General features: G+C 44.7%; 17 protein-coding genes. 9 read left to right on the top strand and 8 right to left on the bottom strand.

Annotated elements, in window-relative coordinates:
* Nucleotides 1-132: 132 nt before the first annotated feature.
* Genes pspC through pspA form a run of 3 tightly spaced genes read right to left on the bottom strand, consistent with a single transcriptional unit; the run spans nucleotide 133 to nucleotide 1,432 of the window.
* Nucleotides 133-519: an envelope stress response membrane protein PspC gene (gene pspC, locus AB4185_RS02970; protein WP_029222097.1), complete on the bottom strand. Its 387-nt coding sequence runs from the start codon at nucleotides 517-519 to the stop codon at nucleotides 133-135.
* Nucleotides 512-745, bottom strand: a complete 234-nt coding sequence (pspB, locus tag AB4185_RS02965; protein ID WP_004734605.1) for an envelope stress response membrane protein PspB — start codon at nucleotides 743-745, stop codon at nucleotides 512-514. Before pspB ends, pspC begins: the two co-directional genes overlap by 8 nt.
* Nucleotides 746-760: 15 nt before the next feature.
* Entirely contained in the window at nucleotides 761-1,432 is a 672-nt protein-coding gene (pspA, locus tag AB4185_RS02960) for a phage shock protein PspA (protein WP_004734604.1), read from the bottom strand.
* A 316-nt stretch (nucleotides 1,433-1,748) separates the two neighbouring features.
* On the opposite strand from pspA, the gene pspF reads away from it, so the two are divergent.
* The 7 genes from pspF (at nucleotide 1,749) to AB4185_RS02925 (ending at nucleotide 8,928) form a co-directional block, all read left to right on the top strand.
* Nucleotides 1,749-2,771, top strand: a complete 1,023-nt coding sequence (gene pspF, locus AB4185_RS02955; RefSeq protein ID WP_372134815.1) for a phage shock protein operon transcriptional activator — start codon at nucleotides 1,749-1,751, stop codon at nucleotides 2,769-2,771.
* Between the two features lie 102 nt (nucleotides 2,772-2,873).
* Nucleotides 2,874-4,496 carry an ABC transporter substrate-binding protein SapA gene (sapA, locus tag AB4185_RS02950; RefSeq protein ID WP_372073090.1) on the top strand — a complete coding sequence of 541 codons (1,623 nt, stop codon included), beginning with the start codon at nucleotides 2,874-2,876 and terminating at the stop codon, nucleotides 4,494-4,496.
* Entirely contained in the window at nucleotides 4,496-5,458 is a 963-nt protein-coding gene (locus AB4185_RS02945) for an ABC transporter permease subunit (RefSeq protein ID WP_017060307.1), read from the top strand. Before sapA ends, AB4185_RS02945 begins: the two co-directional genes overlap by 1 nt.
* Nucleotides 5,445-6,332: a putrescine export ABC transporter permease SapC gene (gene sapC / locus AB4185_RS02940; RefSeq protein ID WP_017065331.1), complete on the top strand. Its 888-nt coding sequence runs from the start codon at nucleotides 5,445-5,447 to the stop codon at nucleotides 6,330-6,332. The genes AB4185_RS02945 and sapC overlap by 14 nt, the downstream gene beginning before the upstream one ends.
* Nucleotides 6,332-7,333, top strand: a complete 1,002-nt coding sequence (locus tag AB4185_RS02935) for an oligopeptide/dipeptide ABC transporter ATP-binding protein (protein WP_017060305.1) — start codon at nucleotides 6,332-6,334, stop codon at nucleotides 7,331-7,333. The genes sapC and AB4185_RS02935 overlap by 1 nt, the downstream gene beginning before the upstream one ends.
* A complete protein-coding gene (locus tag AB4185_RS02930; protein ID WP_017060304.1) occupies nucleotides 7,330-8,112 on the top strand; it encodes an ATP-binding cassette domain-containing protein in 783 nt (260 codons plus the stop codon). The genes AB4185_RS02935 and AB4185_RS02930 overlap by 4 nt, the downstream gene beginning before the upstream one ends.
* A 36-nt stretch (nucleotides 8,113-8,148) precedes the next feature.
* Complete coding sequence (locus AB4185_RS02925) at nucleotides 8,149-8,928, top strand: DUF2927 domain-containing protein (RefSeq protein WP_372134813.1); 780 nt, start codon at nucleotides 8,149-8,151, stop codon at nucleotides 8,926-8,928.
* Nucleotides 8,929-9,026: 98 nt separating this feature from the next.
* On the opposite strand, the gene AB4185_RS02920 is transcribed toward AB4185_RS02925, so the two are convergent.
* Both AB4185_RS02920 and AB4185_RS02915 read right to left on the bottom strand, forming a co-directional pair.
* A complete protein-coding gene (locus AB4185_RS02920; protein ID WP_004734596.1) occupies nucleotides 9,027-9,416 on the bottom strand; it encodes a DUF2750 domain-containing protein in 390 nt (129 codons plus the stop codon).
* Nucleotides 9,417-9,565: 149 nt separating this feature from the next.
* Nucleotides 9,566-10,471, bottom strand: a complete 906-nt coding sequence (locus AB4185_RS02915; protein WP_017065328.1) for a manganese-dependent inorganic pyrophosphatase — start codon at nucleotides 10,469-10,471, stop codon at nucleotides 9,566-9,568.
* Between the two features lie 201 nt (nucleotides 10,472-10,672).
* Here AB4185_RS02915 and AB4185_RS02910 point away from each other — a divergent pair, with 201 nt between their 5' ends.
* Nucleotides 10,673-11,887 carry a putative manganese transporter gene (locus AB4185_RS02910; RefSeq protein ID WP_372134811.1) on the top strand — a complete coding sequence of 405 codons (1,215 nt, stop codon included), beginning with the start codon at nucleotides 10,673-10,675 and terminating at the stop codon, nucleotides 11,885-11,887.
* 370 nt (nucleotides 11,888-12,257) lie between these two features.
* Here AB4185_RS02910 and torA read toward each other — a convergent pair whose 3' ends face one another.
* The 3 genes from torA to torE are packed head-to-tail and all read right to left on the bottom strand — an operon-like array spanning nucleotide 12,258 to nucleotide 16,160.
* A complete protein-coding gene (torA, locus tag AB4185_RS02905; RefSeq protein ID WP_017067667.1) occupies nucleotides 12,258-14,720 on the bottom strand; it encodes a trimethylamine-N-oxide reductase TorA in 2,463 nt (820 codons plus the stop codon).
* 24 nt (nucleotides 14,721-14,744) lie between these two features.
* Entirely contained in the window at nucleotides 14,745-15,926 is a 1,182-nt protein-coding gene (gene torC, locus AB4185_RS02900; RefSeq protein ID WP_004734592.1) for a pentaheme c-type cytochrome TorC, read from the bottom strand.
* Nucleotides 15,927-15,977: 51 nt separating this feature from the next.
* Nucleotides 15,978-16,160 carry a trimethylamine N-oxide reductase system protein TorE gene (gene torE / locus AB4185_RS02895; RefSeq protein ID WP_017060298.1) on the bottom strand — a complete coding sequence of 61 codons (183 nt, stop codon included), beginning with the start codon at nucleotides 16,158-16,160 and terminating at the stop codon, nucleotides 15,978-15,980.
* A gap of 438 nt (nucleotides 16,161-16,598) precedes the next feature.
* Here torE and AB4185_RS02890 point away from each other — a divergent pair, with 438 nt between their 5' ends.
* Complete coding sequence (locus AB4185_RS02890) at nucleotides 16,599-17,393, top strand: ABC transporter permease (protein ID WP_004734590.1); 795 nt, start codon at nucleotides 16,599-16,601, stop codon at nucleotides 17,391-17,393.
* The last annotated feature ends 138 nt before the right edge of the window (nucleotides 17,394-17,531 follow it).

The raw sequence follows: 17,531 nt of genomic DNA, 5'->3' as shown, positions 1-17,531 counted from the left end.
TTTTTATAACATAGATTAATTACATGTAACTTACCAGTTATCGTAAGATTTATTTAGACAAAATTATTAAAAAAAATAACGGCTTGGAATAAATTTTCCTAAACCGTTATCTAATGTTTTTCAGGTTTACCACTACATGTTCTTAAATGCGCGGTCGACTTTGAAAGTATCCGAAGTCACATAAGCTTCCATATTGCGGACACTGGTCTCTAATTTCTGGAAATCACCCTCTAAAGTGCCCAGTAACGACTCTGCGGTTTGCCCTTTTTCCCAAGGTTTTTGCTTGAGCGTGTGCTCTTGTTTGGCCTTCATCTGATCGACATACTGAGGTGGTTGTTTTTCAAGCATAAATGTCAAAGCTACATACGCTAATAACACCAAAAAGCTACCACCAAGCAGTGCCGCCGAGATAACCAAGATGCGAACCAACCACACTTCAAGGCCAAAGTAGTTCGCTAACCCTGCACACACTCCAGACAACTTACCGTTAATAGGATCGCGATACAGTTCTCTACTCATAGTTTCGTCTCCAGTTAGGTGACTCCGCATCCAGTATTTTTTCTAGCGTTTTCACTCGATCTTGCATCGATTCAGCTTGAGCAGAAAGCTTGTGCAAACGCTGAAGATCCGTTTCTGAAAGACCATTACTGGATTTCTTCTTGCTGCGGTAATGTAAGAACAACCATAGCGGTGCCACGAAGATTAAAAAGACAATCAGTGGGCCTGCAATTAGAAATGTTGACATAGACAACTCCTAAAATTATTTATCGCGGTTTTCAACTTGTTGCTTCAGTTTCGCCAGCTCTTTTTCAATTTCATCTTGAGCTTGTAGATCTGCAAATTCTTGGTCTAACGATTTTGCGTTACCTGTTTTGGCGTAAACATCTGCTTCAGCTTCTAATTCATCCACTTTACGCGAGAATTGCTCAAACTTCGCCATTGCTTCGTGGGTTTTGCTTGAATGCAGATGCTTTTGAACATCACGACGATTGCTTGCCGCATTATTACGAATCATTAATGCTTGCTGCTTCGCACGTGTTTCTGCGATTTTGGTTTCAAGCTTGCCAATCTCACTGGTCAGCTTTTCGATGGTTTCGTGAACCAAGGTTTGCTCTGTGTGAAGGCTTTTGATTATATCTTCAAGTTTTTGCTTTTCTATTAGCGCCGCTCTAGCTAAGTCTTCACGTTGTTTAGTTAGTGCTAGTGTCGCTTTATTTTGCCAATCTAGAATCTGAGTTTCGATAGCTTCAACTTTACGCGCTAACTCTTTTTTATCTGCGATAGCTTTAGCGGAGTTAGTGCGAACCTCAACCAGCGTATCTTCCATTTCTTGGATAATCAGGCGAATCATCTTTTCAGGATCTTCAGCCTTGTCTAAAAGTGCACTGATGTTCGAATTTACAATGTCTGCAAAGCGAGAAAAAATACCCATGAGGAACTCCTTAATTACAATGATGGCAAATGTGCTTTAAAGCGTTATTCGATTTCTCAATCCACTTGCTCAAAAATTTACGTTTGTTGTTAAACCTACCATAAGTAATCCAAGTAACGTGCCAACTTTTAAGCCATTTATTATCAGATACTTACAATAAAATGGTGATTAACCCGAACCATGCTATGATGAATTTAGCCAAGTATTGGTATTTTTCACCACTACGACTCTTATACTTAAGCTATTTACATGATGTGATTTAAATAAAGCCCTCTAAATCACATCCATCGGCGCTCAAATCACACAAGGACCCGCTATGCAGCAGAACCTCATTGGTGAATCACCTAGCTTTCTCTCTGTGTTAGATAAAGTTTCCCAACTCGCACCAATAGAAAGACCCATTCTGATCATTGGCGAACGTGGCACAGGTAAAGAGTTGATCGCACAAAGACTGCATTACCTTTCAAGACGTTGGGATCAACCTTTGATCTCATTGAACTGCTCAACCTTAAGTGAAGGTTTGATTGATTCAGAACTGTTTGGTCATGAATCAGGATCCTTTACGGGTTCGAAAGGGCGTCATCAAGGTCGTTTTGAAAGAGCAGAAGGCGGAACGCTGTTTCTGGATGAGCTGGCGACCACTCCCCTTGCGGTTCAAGAGAAACTACTGCGCGTTATTGAATACGGGCAATATGAACGTGTCGGTGGGCAAAAGGCGCTAAGAGCCAATGTCAGACTGGTGTGTGCAACCAATGCCGACTTACCAGACATGGCATTAAGGGGCGAATTCAGAGCCGACTTATTGGACAGGCTCGCGTTTGACGTGATTACTATACCCCCTCTTCGAGAGAGAAAAGAAGACATCACGCTGCTGGCAGAATACTACGCCATTAAGATGTGCCGTGAATTAGAATTGGAGTTGTTTGTTGGCTTTGCTCCGTCTGCCGTTGAGGCGCTGCTGGATTATTCATGGCCGGGGAATGTGCGAGAACTCAAGAACGTTATTGAGCGCGCAGTCTACCAGCACGGTAAAGACCCATATCCTATTGAATCTTTGGTGTTTAACCCATTCAAACCCGCATGGAAAATAGATCAAGATTCCACGCATGAAATTGGCAATGCGCCGTCCAACAGCCATACTTCATCAGAGAGCTTGTTTTCTTTGCCGCTTGATTACAAAGCATGGCAAGAACAACAAGACATCAAGCTACTCAACCAAGCCCTCAAACAGAGCAAATATAACCAGAAACAAGCCGCAGAATTACTTGGGTTAACCTACAACCAATTACGTGGAATGGTGAGGAAGTACGCGATTGTCGGACAAGCTAACGATAAATAGCTGTCCACGCTTGATTATTATTTGGAGCCGAATAAATAAAATGTTAAATTGTCCGGATCTTGAGGCTCCTCTAACGCCTCGTTTCGAAAAGTATTTCTTTTTATGAAAGCACTAATAAGACTATCACTGAGCATCTGCACGTTGAGCTTTCTCGCTGGATGTGGTGAGAGTGTGAATCACGAGCAAATCCGTGAAAAAGGCTTCATTTATTGCGGCCAAGGTAATCCTAGTACCTTCAATCCACAGCTAGTTGATAGTGGCATTACCGCAGAATCGCTGAGTCCTCAAATCTTCGATACACTGCTCACTCTTGATCCGATGACGTACCGACCAAAACAGAACTTAGCGACAAGTTGGTCTGTTGATAAATCAGGTACAGAATACACGTTCAAACTGCGCCCAAATGTTGCGTTCCAAACCACAGACTGGTTCACCCCAACTCGTAGCATGAATGCACAAGATGTGGTGTTTAGCTTTGAACGTGTCATTGATAGTTCAAACCCATTTCATTATGTGGGTGGCGGCCTATACCCATGGTTTGCCGGAATCGACTTCAAAAACCTGATTGTCGATATCACCGCAGTTGATGACCTAACGGTGAAATTCCAATTAAGTCGCCCAGACAATTCGTTTCTCAACAATATCGCCACCAGCTATGCAGTCATTCACTCTAAGGAGTATGCCAATCAGCTCATTGCAGCGGATGAGAAAAATCGAATCGATTCCAATCCAGTCGGCACTGGCCCTTTCTACTTAGATGAATACCAAATCAACGACCTAGTGCGCTTGAAAAAGAACAAGCACTACTGGAAAGGTGAAGTACAAATGGACCAAGTTGTGTTCGATACTTCGCAACGTGGAACAGGCACACTTGCCAAGCTTCTGCGTAGTGAGTGTGACGTGCTCAACTCACCAATTTCTAGCCAAATCCCTATTATTCAGGCTCATGAAGAGTTGAAGATTTCTGCTACTCCGGCGGTTAATGTCTCTTTCATCGCGCTGAATACTGAGCACCCTGCACTGCGTGACTCTCGAGTTCGTAAAGCGCTCAACTTAGCCATCAATCGTCAGAACATTCTTGATTCTGTGTACTACGGTACAGGTACAAAAGCCTACACCTTGCTTCCCCCTACTTCTTGGGCTTATCAAAAAGACAGCGTTCAAGTTCGCTATGACCGCAACTACGCTGTTGCGCTTCTCAAAGAAGCTGGCGTTGAACCTGGGTTAGAGCTTTCAATGTGGGTACCACTAGAGCCACGCGCATACAATCCAAGTCCAAGAAAAACGGCAGAACTTATCCAAGCAAACTTAGCCGATATTGGTATTGAATTGAAACTCTATACCGACGACCGATTTGACCGCACACAGTTGTCCTCTATTTCCTCAACAGACTTGTTGCTTACAGGCTGGATAGGCAATACCGGTGACCCGGACAACTTCTTACGTCCGCTGCTCTCATGCAGCTCTGAGCGTGCAGGGTTAAACGTCTCGATGTGGTGTAATTCAGACTTTGATTTCCTTCTCGACTTAGCATTAGAGATCAATCAACAAAGGCACCGTGTGAACTTGTACCGACAAGCCCAAAACATTCTCAATGAAGAAGTTCCTGTGATTCCTTTAGCTCATGGCGTGCAATTTCGCGTGCACGATCGTTCGCTAACAGGCTTTAAAGCAAGTCCTTTCAATGCCCAACCTTTTGATCAAGTCAGAAGAGAGGTGCAGTAATGTTTTGGTATACATTAAGACGTGTAAACTTATTCGTTATTACGCTAGGAATTCTGACCTTGGTAGGTTTTTCCCTGCTTCGATTAGACCAAACCTCACCTTGGGCAATTCAAGATTTTTGGCCCGGTTGGATTAGCTATATCACTGAATTATCGACGCTAAACTTTGGCCTAAGCAAACACGGTGTGCCTATCATCGATGAGTTGGTCCTGGTGTTCCCTGCAACGCTAGAGCTGTGCTTCTTTGCCTTTGTGTTGGCACTCATCATCGGTATCCCTTTCGGCACCATTGCTGGTATGAGACAAGGTAAATTTGTTGATACCACCATATCGTTCACCTCAATGGCCGGTTACTCTGCGCCTATATTTTGGGTCGCGTTGCTGATGATCATGGTGTTTTCACTGCACTTTGAAATGTTCCCAGTTGGTGGCCGATACGACCTACTTTACGAGATTGAACACGTGACTGGATTCGCGATGATTGACGCCTTTTTTGCCGAGGGTCGCTACCGTGCGCACGCACTACAAAGTGTTATCGAGCACATGGCGTTGCCTTGTCTTGTTTTAGCACTGGCGCCAACGACTCAGGTCATCCGATTGATGAGAGCGTCAGTGGCTGAAGTAATGACGCAAAACTACATCCGCGCTGCGCGAATTAAAGGTCTTTCCACTAGAGAGATCATCACGCAGCACGTGCTAAGAAACGCGATACCTCCGATTATTCCTAAGGTCGGTGTTCAGCTATCGAGTATGTTAACGCTTGCTATTGTTACCGAGTCTATCTTTAACTGGCCGGGCATTGGCCGCTGGTTATTGGATGCCTTATCGAATCAAGATTACGTTTCAATTCAAGCTGGTGTAATTGTGGTGGCTACCTTAGTTTTGACCGCTAATATTCTGTCCGATCTACTGGGCGCGATGATCAATCCACTGGTAAGGAAGGAATGGTATGCTAACAAATAACGTCTACCAAGAAGAACAGATTCCAACCCAGTTCGAACGTTTCTGGCGCAGCTTCCGCAGCAATAATCTAGCTATGTTTGGCTTGTGGTGTTTGGTGCTTATCATTCTGGTCACCGTCACTTCACCGTGGCTAGCCCCGCATGATGCACAAGAACAAACCGGTCACCTATTAACGCCGCCCTCTTGGGATCCTGCGGGAACGGTAGAATACTTTTTGGGTACGGATGACTTAGGCAGAGATATTCTCTCTCGCCTAATAATTGGCTCTCAGTTAACCTTCGGCGCCGCGGTGGTGATTACCTTTATCGCAGCCGTCATTGGTTGTCTGATTGGCGTACTTGCTGGTATGACGCGCGGTTTACTATCAAGCACGCTAAACCACCTGCTTGATACTGTTATGTCGATTCCATCTCTTCTGCTGGCGATTATCTTCGTGGCATTCCTTGGCTTTGGGGAGTTTAATATCTTGCTCGCCTTGTGCTTGGCACTGATCCCGCGCTTTATACGCTCGGTGTACATTGCCGTGCATGCTGAAGTAGAAAAAGACTATATTCTGGCTTCTCGCCTTGATGGTGCGAACGATTTTTACCTGCTATGGAACTCAATCCTTCCGAACATCCTTACCGTGATCGCTCTTGAAGTTACGCTGGCACTGTCAGTCGCAATTCTTGATATCACGGCTTTAGGTTTCCTAGGGCTTGGCGCTCAAGCACCGAGTACCGAATGGGGCTCCATCTTGGGTGATTCGGTCGAGTTGATTTACCTTGCGCCATGGACAGTTACCCTACCCGGCTTAGCTATTATGTTTACAGTTATCGTGATTAACCTCGTCGGTGAAGGTGTTCGCCAAGCGCTAAATGCAGGAATCGAATAATGCCGTTACTTGATATTCGACATCTAACCATCGAGATTGAGACCCCTCAAGGGATGGTTAAAGCCGTAGATCGAATGAGTATTACCCTCAATGAAGGGGAAATTCGTGGCTTAGTAGGTGAATCAGGCTCAGGTAAGAGTTTGGTTGCAAAAGCGATCGTCGGAGTATGTAAAGAAAACTGGAAGGTTTCTGCAGACCGAATGCGCTTAGGTAATATCGACCTACTGCAACTGACGCCGAAAGAAAGACGCCGAGTGATCGCCCGCGATATCGCAATGATCTTCCAAGAGCCATCAACGTGTCTTGACCCTTCTGAAAAAGTAGGTAACCAGCTCGTTGAAGCGATCCCTTCCCATTCGTTTGAAGGTCGTTGGTGGCAACGATTTAAGTGGCGTAAGAAGCAGGCCATCGCATTACTACACAAAGTCGGCATCAAAGACCACTCTCGCCTAATGGACAGTTACTCTTATGAGCTGACAGATGGTGAGTGTCAAAAAGTCATGATCGCAATGGCGATCGCTGCCAAGCCAAAAGTCTTGATTGCTGACGAGCCAACCAACGATTTAGACCCAATTACACAGTCTCAAATATTGCGTCTTTTGAGTCGTATGAACCAGATCAATAACACCACCATCGTGTTGATCGGCCATGACTTAACCACCATTACCCAATGGGCGACTCGCATTACCGTGATGTACTGTGGTCAATCGGTAGAATCCGCTGATACACCGAAGCTGTTGGATGCACCAAAGCACCCGTACACCGTTGCTTTGTTAAAAGCGATGCCAGACTTTAACGACTGGATTCCCCACAAGGAGAAGCTCCAGTCTTTGCCGGGGTCAATTCCACCGCTGCAACATCTTCCTATTGGTTGTCGATTAGGGCCTCGCTGCCCATACGCACAAAGGCAGTGTGTCGAGATCCCACATACGAAACGTATCAAGAACCATAAGTTCAACTGTCACTTCCCTCTGAATATGGAGAAGAAAAAGAAATCATGAGTGCATTATTAGAAGTCAGTGATTTGTCTAAAGACTTTACGACTCGCTCTGGTCTTTTCCGTAAAAAGATTCATCAGGCGGTGAAGCCAGTTAGCTTTTCTCTTGAAGCAGGCCAGACAATTGGTTTTATCGGCCAGAATGGTTCTGGCAAATCAACATTAGCCAGAATGCTCGCAGGCATGGTGGAGCCAACCGCAGGCGAGATCCGCGTGAATGGCGAAAAGCTAGAGCACAAAGACTACTCGACTCGTTGTAAGCTGATTCGAATGATCTTCCAAGATCCGAATACGTCACTTAACCCGCGCATTCAGATCGGTCGAATTCTTGAAGGTCCATTAAAGCGAAACACCAACATGCCTCCAGAAGCTCGTATGCGTCGTGTGAAAGACACACTACTGCGCGTAGGCCTTCTACCGGAACATGCGTATTTCTACCCTCAGATGCTTGCTGCAGGCCAGAAACAAAGGGTTTGTTTGGCTCGTGCCTTAATACTTCAGCCATCCATCATTGTTGCTGATGAAGCTTTAAATGGTTTGGACATGGCAATGCGCTCGCAAATCATCAATCTGTTCTTAGAGTTACAAGAAGAGATGGGCGTATCGTTCGTTTATGTATCTCAACACCTCGGTATTGTTAAGCACATTACCGACAAGATTATTGTCATGCATGAAGGCAATGTGGTTGAGAGTGGGGAAACAGATCAAGTGCTAACCAATCCAACTCACCAAATCACCCAAAGATTGGTTGAGAGCCATTTCTCCAAAGCGCCGAACCACTAACCTGGAATCACGCTACGTTCAACAAAGGGGAAAGGTATGTTATTAAGAGCTTCAATGCTTCCCCTTTTGTTGGCGCTGTTTTCCTTTAACGCAACAAGCACACCCCTCACCTGGCTAGATAGAAGCTTCGTCGAAACTGCCTTTTATAACGTCGCACTTCAACACGAATATTCCCAAGGCAACAAACCGCTCGCCAAGTGGAAACAACCGATCAAGATTTGGATCGATCATCGAGTGGGCGATGAGGAACTGCATCAAGAGATCACAGAGCTTCATATCAAACACTTATCTGAAGTCACCCAACATCCAATAACAATCGTCAGTAAAGAGTCCGAAGCGAACGTTAAATGGATATACACAAGGCAGAGCCAGTGGGTATCTGAGGCGAAATCGGTGCTCAAGCTCAAATCAACTCAACATTTAAATAGCGCCATCTGCACGGCGGGCTATAGAACCAATTCTAAAGGCGAGATTGTATACGCTGGGATTGTAATCCCGGTTGATCAGGCAAGATCGCGAGGTAAGCTGGTCGCCTGTATCGTGGAAGAGATCACACAAGTTCTAGGCCTGCCGAATGATTCAGATAAAGCCTACCCTTCTATTTTCAACGACCACACGCCAGAAGACTTATTATCGCCGTTAGACGTAGTGCTACTGCAATTGCTGTATGAACCAGAATTGAAAGCTGGAATGACAAAATCTGAAGTAAAACCTATCGTTCGAAAGATACTCAAGAGATACAGCAAAACAGGTGTGCTTCAGCAAGCTTCTAAAGCCGCACAGCAAGCGCCTTTGTATCAGTTGATTGGGTATTGACGAATATACGTTGGAAGTAACTTAGATGGGATAATTGAATGATAGCGCTGCCTAAGAAAGGCAACGCTGACTTACGATGTTACTGTATTACGAAAGAACTAGCGCTTAGCTGCCTGCTTTTTCAATTCGAAGTCGAACTCATCCGGGAACAAGATAACGCCTTCTTCTTGCTCGTTCGGGAATACTACAACAGCAAGTTCGTCGTCTTCTAGACCGTTCGTCCAGCGACTGTGCCATTTGTTCAACGAAATAGACTCAGCTTTACACTCAGACCAATCACCCGTTGCCCATGATTCTGCGAACTCTTGGTTTGGCCATACTGGAACACAATCTTCATCTTCTGTGTTCAGCATTACACAACCGTGTTCATCGGTTAAGATCCATACTTCACGGTTTGCTACGATTTCTTTCACACAGTATTTCAGGCGTTGCTCGCCCGTATACTTGTTGATTTCAGCGATTTTTTTATCGTCTAGCTGTGTAGTCATCTTAATTTCCTACTTTAGTCAGTAACTTTGCTCTTAAAGCTATTTTATGCCGAGTGTTGTTAACTTCAAACATTATCGATGAAGAAGAAAGTCTACTTCAAAGAAAAACGCCTGCTAAATAAGCAGGCGTTTAATATTAAGCGACTTGATTAAACAAGCTCACCTTGTAGCCAAGGCCAGCCTTGCTTCTTACGGCTTAGTGTATTTTCCATCATTAATACGCCGCCTTTCTCGTGCTTAACCAATTTCTCAGCCCACTCACCTTTGTATAGAAGACGAGTTTGAGCAGTAGTGATATCTGTTAGCATTACCGCAGCGAACGCTAGACCGTCTTTCTCACAACGCTCTTCAAGATCAGCTTCTAGCGCTTCGATCATGCCGTCTACTTGCTCAAGAGTCGCAAGTTCAACTTGACCAACAACAACATCACGACCGTTGAATGGGTAGCCTTTAAGGTCTTTTTCTACTAGCTGTGCAGCAGATAGGCCTTCGATGTTTGTTTTTGCGATTAGAAGCGCTTTGATGAATGCATCAACGTCAGTTACGCCAGCAATTTCAGCAAGCTCAGCAACCGCGTCTTTGTCTTTTTGAGTACATGTTGGAGAAGCGAAACCAACTGTGTCTGAAAGAATTGCAGACATCATTAGTTTAGCGATTTGTTGAGAGATTGCGTGACCTTCAATCTTGAACATGTTGAAAAGTACAGTGTTTGTACAACCAACAGGCCAGATCCAAGCTTCCATTGGGTTTACTGTCATCACGTCGCCTAGACGGTGGTGATCAACAATACCTACGATCTCTGCATCAGCAACATCATCTGGTGCTTGTGCTAGATCTGAGTAGTCTACTAGCCAGATTTTCTCACCAGCAACAGAAGTACGAAGCTCTGGCTTTTCAGCACCAGCGACTTCTAGAATGTGTTGAGTTTCGCGGTTGATCTCGCCTTGGCGAATTGGTGTCGCTTCCTCGCCACGAGCCTTAAGAAGCTCAGTTGCAACTAACGCACTACAAATACTGTCACTATCAGGGTTTTTGTGACCAACAACTAAAATCATGTTTCTTCCTATTACACTAACAATTATGACTCTACCTTTAGAGCCTCTCTTTATTAGCCATACTTTACCTCATTTTTTTAGATTGGTCATGTTTCGTGGGTTTAGCCAATAGTAACAATAGATAAAAAAACAACAAATGCAATTGATAATTATTATCATTCGTATATATTTATCTTAAGCCACTAATTTTGAGTAACACCTATGGATCGACTAATCTCTTTTTTGCCAAGCAGTAGTGCTGCGAAAACAACTCAGTTTTCACTGTCATTTAAGCGCCTGCTTTTGCCTGTCTCACTTGCAGCTTTGGTTGCAGCCCCAGCTACACGAGAGCTGACGGTGACTACTTTGTCAGACGCGTTTTGGGCAGTGTCTTGTTATGTTGCTTTAACCTTGGCTATTTACCACTGGTTAAGTCTGTACATAAACAAAGATAACGTCTTCAATAAGCTCGTCCATCAATCTCGTTCAAACCAAGTGGTATTCGCGGCTCTCATGGGCGCGTTGCCCGGCTGTGGCGGTGCGATAGTGGTAACCACACAATTTATCTCGGGAAAACTCGGATTTGGTGCGGTAGTTGCGGTGCTCGTCTCAACCATGGGTGACGCGGCGTTCCTGCTCATAGCGAGCGAGCCTAAGACAGGTTTAGCCATGATGGCGATGGGCGTGATCGTGGGTACTGCGTCAGGCCGAATCATTAACTTGTTTCACGCAGACGACTTCTTACGCCCAAAAAAAGCAGAGAAAAATGAAGTGGTGAGCAGCTGTGCTTCTCAATCTCAAGACAAAGAATCGGTCTCTAAAAAGGCGATCAACCTGCAAGGTTACCTATGGTCAGTGCTGATTATTCCCGGCGCTGCAGTAGCTCTACTTGGCTCTTTTCAAGTCGATGTGAACGAGCTGCTCGCTTTGCCTGAAATGTCGATGGAATGGGCGGGGACAGTTTTGCTGATCAGCTCGATGTTTCTGTGGGGGCTAACCCGTGAAATTGAGGATTACAAATCAGCCGTGAGTGAGGACGAAAAGTGTATAGGCTCTCACCCATTGCAAAAGACCGCTCAAGATACAAACTTTGTCACCGCTTGGGTGGTGGTTGCCTTTCTTTTCTTTGAATTTGGCTCTGTGATAGCAAATGTCGATTTTGCGACGCTATTCTCAAGCTGGGGCATGATGCTCCCCCTGGCGGGAGTATTGATGGGCTTGCTACCGGGGTGTGGTCCGCAGTTGCTGGTCACTAGCCTGTACCTTTCTGGTGCACTGCCACTGTCAGCTCAAGTAGGTAACGCAATTTCGAATGATGGTGACGCGCTATTCCCTGCGATTGCAATGGCACCAAAAGCAGCGCTTGTAGCGACCTTGTATTCCAGTGTACCCGCGTTAATCTGTGCATACGGTTATTGGTTTATGTTCGAGCTGTAGCTTTACGTTCAAGGCTTAGGTTTATAATCGAAGCTTGAGTTTTTATCTAAGGCTCCGGTTTGTATCCAAGGTTCAAGCTTAACTCCATAGGTTTCTATTAGGTCGGTACTTTGTATCGGCCTTTTTGTTTCCAGTAATCTAATTGCTTCCAGTAACCTAAGCTTCTCAAAAGAGATTCTTTTGACTTACCCTCTCGGCTCAATTGCTTAAGTCGCATCACATTATAGCGCTTCCCATATATGCCTCCATAAGCGTCGCTACAATGCTTATTTAGAAACACCAACACTGATATCAAAAATACAAAAAGCCCCTGTAAGAGTGCTTACAGGGGCTTTAATTCAAGCTTTAATCTTGGTTCTTAAGACAAGACTTAAGAAACTTCGATTGGACCACCGAATGAAGTTACTGGAGGCAGTTTGCCTTGGAACTTCTCGAAATCAACCAAACATGTGTTTGCTGACGTTGCTTGAGCAAGTTCAGACGTACCGATATCTTGAGTCAGTGTGTTTGGATCGCCGTATGTATCTAGCGCGCCCACTTTCTCGTTGATCGGACCGTACCAAGCACCTTCTTCGATACGAACAACACCAGGAGCGTAGCTATCCATTAGAACAGCACCTGCTAGTAGTTGACCACGGTCGTTAAACACACGTACTACATCGCCATCTTTGATGCCTTTCTTCTTAGCATCTACTGGGTTGATGTAGATTGGCTCACGGCCTTGTACCGCGTAAGTCGCACGCCACTCTTCAGATTCACACATCTGAGAGTGAAGACGCTTGTCTGGGTGACAAGATTGTAGCCAGTACGGGTGCTTGTCAGAGCCTGGACCACCGTGTGAACGTTCAGATTTCTCGAACCACATTGGGTGTTCTTGACAGTGCTCGTAACCCATGTTGCCAACAGTACGGCTTGTGATTTCGATGAAACCAGAAGGCGTGCCTAGTGCGTTGATCTCTGGATCTTCACGGAATGAAGCGTGACGAGTCCATGGCTTACCTTTGCCGAAGTCTAGGAAACCTTTCTCCCAGAACTCAGCAAACTCAGGCATTTCGAAGCTACCTTCGTTTGATGCGCGACATTCGTCGTACAGAGATTTAACCCACTGCATTTCGTCCATACCACGCGTGTAATCGTCGTAACGACCCCAACGCTTAGTTAGGCTAGACATGATCTCGAAGTCAGTCTTAGACTGGAACAGAGGATCCACTAGCTTGTGCATTGCGATCAAACCACGGCCAGAGTACGCGCCGTAACCATCGATATCGTTACGTTCCCACTGAGTACAAGCTGGAAGAACAATATCAGAGTGACGACAAGTTGCAGTCCAAGCGAAATCAACAGCCACTACAGTTTGTAGGCTCTTGAATGCTTTACGCATCTTGTTGCGATCTTGGTGGTGGTGCCACGGGTTGTTACCACTGAATACCATCATCTTGATGTCAGGCAGTGTCACTGTTGCGCCGTTTGCTTTGATCTTCTTACCTGGCTCTAACAGGCTATCTACCCAACGAGCAACAGGGATTACGCGGCTGTAACCGTTGTAATCAGTGTTAGTGTGCTTAGGCGATTGACCTTTGTCGATGTTCAGCGGGAATGAACCCGGAGCAGCGAAGCCAGTTGAAGATACACCGATACCAGAGTAGTGGTGACCGTAAGAGATACCACCGCCCGGTAGACCAATTTGGCCAACCATTGCTGCGATAACTGCACACATCCAGTAAGGCTGTTCACCGTGCTCTTGACGTTGGATACTCCAACCAACAAGAATCTGTGTACGACCGTTAACCAGCATCTTAGCGAAGTCACGAATAGAGTCCGCGCTTGCGCCACAGATAGCAGAAGCCCATTCTGGCGTCTTCTCAACTCTGTCTTTCGTTTCACCTTGAACGTACTTGATGAAATCTTCAAAACCTAGACAGTAAGTTTCGATGAACTTCTTGTCGTATAGGCCTTCGTTGTAAAGAACGTGAGCAACACCAAGCATGAACGCCACATCAGTTTGTGGGTTGATGTACATTTGCTCGTTTTCTAGGTAACGACCTGTTTTGTTTTTAACAGGGTCAACAGAAACAACGTTGATCTCTTTCTTAGCAACTTTTTCTTTCAGCTGTTCTAGGTATGCGAACGACTCGTGAGTCTCACATGTCCAACCTACTTGAAGGTTTTTAACTGGATCGTTACCCCAAAGAACAATGTTGTCACTGTTTTCTAGGATAAGTTCCCAAGATGTACCTTGTGCGTAAACTTCAGTAGAACCTAGCACGTAAGGCATGATCGTTTGACCAGCACCTGTTGAGTAGTCACCGATTTTCTTCACAGAGTAACCGTGAAGTGCCATTGCACGTTGCATGTGGTTAGTACAGCTGTGGAACTGACCAGTTTGTCTCCAACCAGTTTGACCGGTGTGAAGCGCCCATGGACCGTAATCTTTCTGTACGCGCTCTAGTTCACGGTAAACAAGGTCTAGTGCCTCATCCCAAGTCACACGAATAAAGCGGTTGTTACCACGCGTATCTGCGCTGTATTTATGCTTCTTCAACCAATCTAGGCGAACCATTGGGTAACGCACACGTGATGGGCTGTAGATAATACCTTTAATACCTTTCAACATCTCAGTTGGGTGTTGATCGATTTCTAGAGGTTTAATTTCTTGTACTTTACCCGCATAAACACGAGCTCGGAATGCACCCCAGTGAGAACCAGAGACTTTCCACGCGCCGTCTGTTTCTGCAGCAGACGCTGATGCCGACGCCAATAAGCTTGGACCGATAACCGATGCCGCACTTGTAGTAGCGACACCTTTCAGAAAACTTCTTCTTGTAATTGCCATTGTGTTACTCCAATTGACGTCTTATTAGTGATGGCCTTCAGAAAAATCTGATGAGTGCTTCTGTAGATACTTAAGAACAAGTGCTTCTGTATCTGTATCGAAGTTAACGAACGCAATCATACCATCTAGCATGCCTACCCAACCGTTAGCGCTGAAGTGAGCTTCATCTGGCTGTGAGTGACACGTTGAACAGTTAGATTGGTACGCTTGACCAGCTGCGTTCCAGATTGGATCGAAGTTATCAACCATAGACTCTTTCTTCATCCAAAGTGCTAGGTTAACTTCTTCCCAAGGAAGACCAGTTAGCTCATCTTCTTTCTTCTCACCAACAGTGATTACGTCACTTTGAGATACTTCTTTCGTCAAGATTGCAGTCGAGATGTTCATACCGAAGTCTTCTTGGATTACACGTCCGAAGCCTTTCGCTTTACGCCAACCGTCGATTTGAATCTTAATCATGTCGCCTTTTTCGTCGATCACTGCAACTTTACTTGCAGGGCTTAATAGACCCGCTTCAACTGTTGCTGTCTCATCCGTATACATTGGTAGGTGACGAATAGAGATTACGTCTGAACCATTTGCGTAAGATGTGCTGCTTGCTACATTTTCTAGCTCGCCAACAATACCGCTCGCTGATGCCATATCTAATGGAAGGTTGTGAGCAATACCTTTGTGACAGTCAACACAGCTTTGATCACGCTCTGCCGCGTTCTTCATCTGGATACGCGCTGTTGGGCGCATGTTTTCGAAATCCATTGAATCGTAGTTGTGGCAGTTTTTACACTCTAGAGATTTGTTCGAAGAGAAGCGATCCCATTCGTGTTTAGCCAGTTCGATACGACGAGCTTCGAATTTCTCAGGCGTATCTAGGTCACCAAATACTTGAGCGAATACTTCTTTAGAAGCTTGCATCTTACGAGCGATTTTTGCTGTCCATTCATGTGGAACGTGACAGTCAGGACAAGTAGCACGTACACCAGAAGTGTTTTTCCAGTGAACCGTTTCTTGTAGTTCTACGTATACGTTGTCACGCATGGTGTGACAGCTTACACAGAATTCTTCTGTATTTGTGTGCTCTAGAGCTGTGTTAAAACCGCCCCAGAAAATAACACCGGCGATAAAGCCACCCATAGTTAGTACACCAAGACTGATGTGTACTGCTGGGCGAGTCATTGTGCGCCATAATTTAACTAAAAATGATTTCATGTTTAGCTCTCTTAAATATTGATTTTAAAAAATGTTGTTACTTAGAGGGCATTACATGCCGCCGTGAGCACCAGGAGGTCCGAATACAAACACTTGCAGTGCCCAAACTAGGAAGCCGTAACCGCCTACAAAAGCCACACTTAATATTGGGAAGAGAACCACCGCGATGAAGAGGAAAGACTTCCACTCCAGCGAATGTTTTTCGCTAGTTTCAATTTTATTAACATCACTCATACATTTTGCCTATTTTGTATTTAGTAATTTCGAGTAACCCATTCTATGGGGCTAAAGTTCTTAAGTATCTAACGACAAATTTTAGACCATACTCAAAGTAGGGTTCAATCAAATCTCCCGTTATAACCCTTGCTAATCAATACTTTTTTGAGCTCATCCAAAGTTGTTTTTAGTTAAACAAAGTTATTAAAAAGTATTAACAAATGTGAAGAATTAAGTATATTTCACAAATGTTAAATTCCAACATTTACGCAACCGTATTGTAACCAATTTTAACGTTTTACCTACTAAGTAGTAGCCAAAAAACCCTCAAATAACCATTATTTTGTACTTTGAATGTTAAATAATTGAGCCTTTTTTGAGTTCGACAGGTATGACTCTGAAATGCATCATTTGGCACTTTCAGATATGATAGAAGCCTTATTAAAAGGAAGCATTATGCAAGACGTTATTGATATATCTTGGTGGCAATTATTGTTTTTCAGTTCACTTCTCTTGCTACCAATTGTAATCAACCACAAGCTAAAACTTGGCCTTGGAAAAGAGGCTTCTATCAGCATCATTCGCATGACTGTTCAGCTATTTCTGGTTGGCCTCTACCTAGAATACCTGTTCACTTTGAATAGCTTGTGGGTCAATTTACTGTGGTTATTTACGATGATTATCGTTGGGGCAAGCTCGATTGTTGAAAAGTCCAAGTTACCCCGAAACCTCTTGTTAGTGCCTGTCGCTGTGAGCCTAGCGGTAACCTGTGTACCCATTGTCTTGTTCATCTGCTTATTTATCATTAAACCAACACCGGTTTTTAACGCTCAGTACCTTATCCCGATCGCAGGGATGTTATTGGGTAATAGCTTAAGCAGTAACATCGTGGCATTGCAGAACTTGTTCGGTGCTTTTGAAACGCAGAAATCAGAGTACGAAGCGGCTATCGCTTTAGGTGCCTCTCCTTCCTATGCTGCAGCGCCTTTTGTGCGTAATGCTATACAGAAAGCGATGTCTCCTATTATGGCCTCAATGGCAACCACAGGCTTGGTAACGCTACCAGGAATGATGACAGGACAAATCTTAGGGGGTGCTTCACCAATGATCGCGATTAAGTATCAACTGATGATCATGTTGGCTATTTTCGTGATGATGAGCTGCTCCTTAGCGCTTGCACTTCACCTATCGTTAAAGACTTCTCTGACCAAAGAAGGGCGAGTTCTCGCTCAAATACAGCCTTCAAAATAACCTCCCGACTCATCTTAGATCTGGTTACTCACTGAATTTGATACAGGTTATCCACAGAAATTGTGGATAACCAAATCAATATAGATCCTTTTTTGTCCATTTCGGCTCGCGCAAAGATCATTGCTATTGATCCTTGGG

The sequence above is a fragment of the Vibrio sp. 10N.286.48.F5 genome (assembly GCF_041469785.1).
Taxonomy (GTDB): Bacteria; Pseudomonadota; Gammaproteobacteria; order Enterobacterales; family Vibrionaceae; genus Vibrio; species Vibrio crassostreae_C.
The sequence above is the reverse complement of the archived record's forward strand: the minus strand, read 5'-3'. Positions and strand labels throughout refer to the sequence as shown.